6 protein-coding genes and 1 pseudogene are annotated in these 5,801 nt (G+C 33.1%); all 7 read left to right on the top strand.

Features of this window, described 5'->3' with window-relative positions:
- Nucleotides 1-167 (top strand): annotated as a pseudogene (locus Q9306_RS24790) (M60 family metallopeptidase); the annotation flags it as partial.
- Nucleotides 168-299: 132 nt separating this feature from the next.
- Nucleotides 300-1,691: a M60 family metallopeptidase gene (locus Q9306_RS24300; protein ID WP_306203172.1), complete on the top strand. Its 1,392-nt coding sequence runs from the start codon at nt 300-302 to the stop codon at nt 1,689-1,691.
- 591 nt (nt 1,692-2,282) lie between these two features.
- Entirely contained in the window at nt 2,283-2,876 is a 594-nt protein-coding gene (locus Q9306_RS24305) for a hypothetical protein (protein ID WP_306203174.1), read from the top strand.
- Nucleotides 2,869-3,165, top strand: a complete 297-nt coding sequence (locus Q9306_RS24310; protein WP_306203177.1) for a winged helix-turn-helix domain-containing protein — start codon at nt 2,869-2,871, stop codon at nt 3,163-3,165. The genes Q9306_RS24305 and Q9306_RS24310 overlap by 8 nt, the downstream gene beginning before the upstream one ends.
- Nucleotides 3,166-3,181: 16 nt before the next feature.
- A complete protein-coding gene (locus Q9306_RS24315; protein WP_306203179.1) occupies nt 3,182-4,069 on the top strand; it encodes an ABC transporter ATP-binding protein in 888 nt (295 codons plus the stop codon).
- Between the two features lie 18 nt (nt 4,070-4,087).
- On the top strand, nt 4,088-4,828 hold the full coding sequence (locus tag Q9306_RS24320; RefSeq protein ID WP_306203181.1) for an ABC transporter permease: 741 nt from the start codon (nt 4,088-4,090) through the stop codon (nt 4,826-4,828).
- Nucleotides 4,829-4,973: 145 nt separating this feature from the next.
- Complete coding sequence (locus Q9306_RS24325) at nt 4,974-5,687, top strand: pentapeptide repeat-containing protein (protein WP_306203183.1); 714 nt, start codon at nt 4,974-4,976, stop codon at nt 5,685-5,687.
- The last annotated feature ends 114 nt before the right edge of the window (nt 5,688-5,801 follow it).

Genomic DNA, 5,801 nt, shown 5'->3' on the forward strand with positions numbered 1-5,801 from the left:
CGAAACAAAACGTACTTCCATTCTTTGATCAATGGGGACTGAAAGCATCACCAGAAACAAGAAAAAAAGTAGAAGCTTTGAACTATCCAACATTAACTGCTCCTATATGGGAAGCGACGGATGCGAAGCCTGTTAAACCAACCGCTGCGTATGGTCCAAGAAAATAGTTAGTAGGAGGCAATCCTTTAGGGATAGCCTCTTTGTGTGTGACGAAATTTATCGGAAGGGATCTTTATTCTGTGTCGAATCGCCGCTTCGTATGAACATTAGAATGGATTTAGATGAAAGGAATGATTGATATGAACAAAAGAAAGAATGATAGATTACAAAAACCAATGAAAGTATTGATGGCATCTGCTGTTATGACAACGACATTATTTACATCTATGACTGTAAATAGTTTGAATATTCATGCTGAAACTAAGCAAACCCAGGCGCAATATGAAGCGAGGACGTTCGACCTTCCAAGTACAGGTCATTATATAGGTGAAGCAAAAAGAGAAAGAAGAAGTGAGCAACGAAACTATACGCCAACAGGAATCTATGTAAAACCGAATGAACAAGTCACAATTGAAGTATCGGGACTATCGGGATTAGACATGCTTAACGCAACTATTGGGACAAATGAATATGATAAAGAAGGGGGAAAAGCATTTCGTCTTTCTCCTGGTTCTAACACTATTTCCTCTCCAAACGGTGGTTTATTAGGGTTTGATAACTCTGCAGAGAAAGGAACAGTTAAGGCGAAAGTAACACAAGGTGGGAGCCCTGTTCCATTCTTTGAATTAGGGAAGCATACGAAAGCAGACTGGATTGCGATGATGGACAAGTATCCAGATGCACATGCTGTTCAATTAAAGTCAAAGAAAGCAGTATTTACTGTTACTCAGGAAAGTGCCAAGAAATATATTGTAGATCAAGATCCTGTTCCTCTATTAAAAAAATATGATGACATGATTCTAGTACAAGATAGATTATCAGGGCTATCTGAAACAAGTTCTAATCCGTTACATCGTTCAACTCGCCGTCTTTGGGCTTTTGTAGAAAATCCTAACAACCCACCGGGCATGTACATGTATGCAGGTGGGGATGGAGTCGTATTTACTACTGCTTATGACGCAATTAGAAGTGCTTTAAATGTAAATGAATTTGGATGGGGACAAATGCATGAAGCAGGGCATACAAGGCAACAATATCCTTGGACGTGGGGTGGAGTGGCTGAAGTCAATGTTAATATATACTCTTTAGCTGCACAAAAACAATTATTCCCAGGTCAACCGACACGTTTAGAAAAAGAAGGAGATTATGACAGAGCCTTTCAATACTTAAAACAAACAGATAAAGAATATGAAAAGATTAATGATCCGTTTGTGAAAGTTGTTATGTTCTGGCAACTTCATTTAGCATATGGGGAAGATTTCTATCCAAATCTTCACAAACTATATCGAGAGTTACCAAAGGATAAACTGCCGGGTACTGATGAAGAGAAAATACAAGCATTTATTTACAATACATCGAAAGTAGCGAAACAAAACCTACTTCCATTCTTTGATCAATGGGGACTGAAAGCATCACCAGAAACAAGAAAAAAAGTAGAAGCTTTGAACTATCCAACATTAACTGCTCCTATATGGGAAGCAACGGATGCGAAGCCTGTTAAACCAACTGCTGCGTATGGTCCGAGAAAATAATGAAAGAAAGTGCGGGTCATGTTGTATTCCGCATAGCAGCGACTGATATGTAGAAAAATTAAAATGGATTTATATATATTATAACTAACAATAGAGTCAATGTTTCTAATGAAAGAAGCATTGGCTTTTTTCTATTCTAAAAAATAGAGAGAAGTGGTAACAATGTGTCCAATAATTAAAGATTTCAAAATAAGTCTAATTGAGGTGTGACCGTTAAGTAAAATTGGTTCTTACGCTAATTTGGGGGAAGTTGATACAACACTTTAAAAATGTAGTTATCATTTTTTTTTACAATAGAGTGTTCAAACTGTATAACATCTGTAATCACATTAGGCATAATTAGTTCCCAAACAAATAAAATTATTCCAAAGACACCAAATGCTTTTTCTTATTAGTGGACGTTTTTTCATAATCTCTCCATTTTTCCTATTTATCATTATTTAGTTGCACTAAAGTTTAATAGCATTGTTTTGTCGGTAGTATGCTTATAACGGTTATGAAATCCCAAAATATTGAAAAAACACTTTACGAACGATGAATAATTTATTATACTCTGTTTGACAGAGTATTTTGAATATAAGGAGATTTTTTATGCCAGATCAAAAATATACCACTTTAGAAATACTTGAAAATTTATCGCATATTAAAACAATTACAAATTATAAAACTGAATATTGTAAACAAACTAGCACATACTTCATTATTTGGGGATTTATCTGGATTGTTGCTTATACGATTACCTTACTGAACTTTAATCCATTTACTATTGGGGTTGCATGGCTTTTGTTAGGGATTATTGGTTGGATTATCACTTTGACTACATATTTTAAGCAGAAAAAAGTGAATCCAATGCCTTTATTTCTAAAAAATCAATTGAAATATATCTGGTTAGGTCTCATTATGTTTCTGGGTATTTTTGTTTTTTTGATTTACTCAGATTTATTACTATATACATTTAATAATTTATCTTTTTATATCGTTTTATTGGTGTCAATTATGTATATGCTCTTGGGTACTGTTTTGACGAAAGAGATTTTTTTTATGGGGTTTTGGTTAAGCATTCTTGGAATGATCACGTTTTCTGTTTTCCCTGGTTTAATGAACATTATTTTTGCATTTATCGGGGGGGGCAGTTTGTTGTTAACGGGATTGATTCTGAAAAGAAAAGGGCAAGGAAATGAGTAATGTTAATAATTTAAATGATTTAATTCATGCAAAAATTCGCCTAGGGATTATGAGTTTATTAATGATTTATGAAGAATGTGATTTCACTTTCTTAAAAAAATCTTTGTCTGTTACGGATGGGAATTTAGGCTCGCATTTAAAAAAATTAGAGGATGCAGGATATGTAGAAATCACAAAGACGTTTGTATCTAAAAAAACAAAAACAATTGTACAAATAACAAATTTAGGCGCAGATGCTTACAAAGAGTATATCAGTACCATTGAAGCCATTTTAAAAAATAAAAGTTAAGAAAGGATGAGTGTAGATGCTACAGGTAGATAATATAAGTAAGAAATATGGGACATTTCAAGCATTAAATAATGTAACACTAACAATTTCCAAAGGAGTATGCTATGGATTAATCGGTCCAAACGGATCCGGTAAGTCTACCTTGATGAAAATCATCTCTCATATTATTAGATCTTATGAAGGCAAGGTTGAATACATAGGAGGATCTAAAGGTACACTTGGGTATGTTCCGCAGGATATTAGCCTAGAAGAAAAGCTGACAGCTAAAACAAATATGGAGTTTTTTGGTCAGATACATGGAATAAAGGGTAAAGAGTTAATGCAAAAAGTAGAAAGGTTATTGAAGGATGTAGGATTATATGAAAGAAGAAATGATGTAATCGAGAACTTTTCAGGAGGAATGAAACGTCGCTTGAATATTGGTTGTGCTCTTATGCATGATCCAGAGTTAATTATTCTAGATGAACCGACGGTAGGGGTTGATCCTCAGTCAAGACGTTATATCTTTGATCTCATAAATAAATTGAAAGGAGAAGGAAAGACCATCGTCTATGCCAGTCATTATATGGAGGAAATTGAGAGTTTGTGTGACTATGTTTTTTTCATCGATAAAGGGAAAATTGTCGAAGAAGGAGAAATTAATGAACTTCTAAATCGTTACACAGAAACATCTATTTACTTTGATTCATCTATTCCTAATAAAACATTGATTGACCGTGGGTTTGATTTTAAGTCATATCAATCAGGTGTGTTAATTAAAACAAAAGATCCGTTAGATACTTTCGGAATTTTGATTAGATTAAGCAAGGAAAATCGTTTCGTTCCGAATCAATTGTCTTTATTCAAACCAAGACTAGAAGATGTATTTTTTCAATTGACTGGCACGGACTTGCGAGATCAGTAATAAAAGGAGAGTGATTTTATGTGGCCTGTAGCCCAAATTGAAACAAGAAAACAAATAAAAGATCGGTCTTTGTTGTTTTGGACAATTTTATTGCCTATTGGATCAATCATTCTTTTGATTGAGTTATTTACCAAAGATATTTCGAAAAAAACATTAGTAGCTTCTCAATCAATCACGGGAATGAGTGTATTCTTTTCTACATTTGTTATTATTTCTATTGTCATAAGTTTTGTAAAGGATCGTGAAAAGGGGATGGTAGCTAGATTGGCAAGTACTCCTTTAAAGCCTTACAGTTTTTTTCTTGGTAAATGCATTCCATTCTTTCTCATTATTGTAATGCAAGTTCTTTTATTAACGATTTTGGGGGTTTACTTATATGATATTAAAATAACACATTATGGCTCTTATCTTGTTGTAATTCTCATGTTGTCAATGCTAGTTACTTCATGGGGCTTGGCTATTGCTGTGTTTGCTAAGACGGAAAATACAGGATTGGTGATGACCAATATTATTGCTTTAGGAACAGCGGTTGCTTGTGGGTTATGGACTCCATTTGAACAATTACCTAGTTATTTGAAGATTATTGGTAAGATCTTTCCTCAATATTGGGCACACCAAGGTTTAGTGAATTCGGTGTCTACACTACCAGGAGGAGAAAGCCTAAGTTTGGTTGCATTTGTACTTATTGGATACTCTGCATTAGGCTTTATTGTGTCACTGGTAGGCTATAGAAATTACATTAAAATGGCTAGAAGCTAAGATTAGAAACAATTCTTCCTTAAGAGTTATTTTGGAATATAAATAAGATTGCAATTAAAATATATTAATCGCAATCTTTCTTTTTGGTTTGAAATGAGAAAATATTTTGTGAAAACGTGTTCGTATAAACCTTAGGAGTGAGAGAATGTTAAGTGAAAAGTTAGAACTACATATCGAAGGGTATTTTCGACCATACAAAAAAGATCGAACATATCAAGAAAAGAAAAAAGTATTGATGCATAAACTTGAGAATATAATGTTTCAACTTAAAAATGAAGGATTGGAAGATAAGGAGGCTTATAATGTTCTTATTAAAAAGCTTGAATGTGGAGATGTGAAAATTGATGTAAGTGAATTATTTGTTGATGAAAATAACAAATTAAATTATTTTAAAAAAATATTCAACAACGAAAATCTAGAAGATCTTGCACTAATTAATGTCAAGTACAGGTTATGTGATTTTAAAGGATCGATGGCCAAAAACCGGGAAATTAATTATTCGGAATTTAAAGATTGTTATTTCAAAAGATTAAATGTCATTTATTCCACTGTATCTGAATCCAACTTTAAGAAGAGTGATTTTAGCCAAGCTATCTTTGAAAATTGTAAAATCACCAATTCCTCTTTTTATGACTCTCATTTGCCAAAGGTAAGCTTTGATGATTCTATTTTATTAAATATTTCATTTAAAAATTGCTATCTGAAAAAAGTGTCTTTTGTGAATTCTAAATTAATTAATGTCCAATTTGAATCATGTACTCTTTCAAAGTTAGATTTTACGGGAGCGACTATGGATAGGATAACCTATCGCTTTTTACAAGAAGAAGGGGCTAATTTAACTGATGTGGAGATAATTTAATTTTTATTCATGGATTGGTAAGGAAGTAGACCAATGAGAAAGTATTTTAATTGGTCTACTTCTTAGTGATTAGAATGTAGAAGAACTTGAAATAATTGTTGTACAAGTACAACG

Source organism: Bacillus multifaciens, from assembly GCF_030756675.1.
Lineage (GTDB): Bacteria > Bacillota > Bacilli > Bacillales > Bacillaceae_G > Bacillus_A > Bacillus_A multifaciens.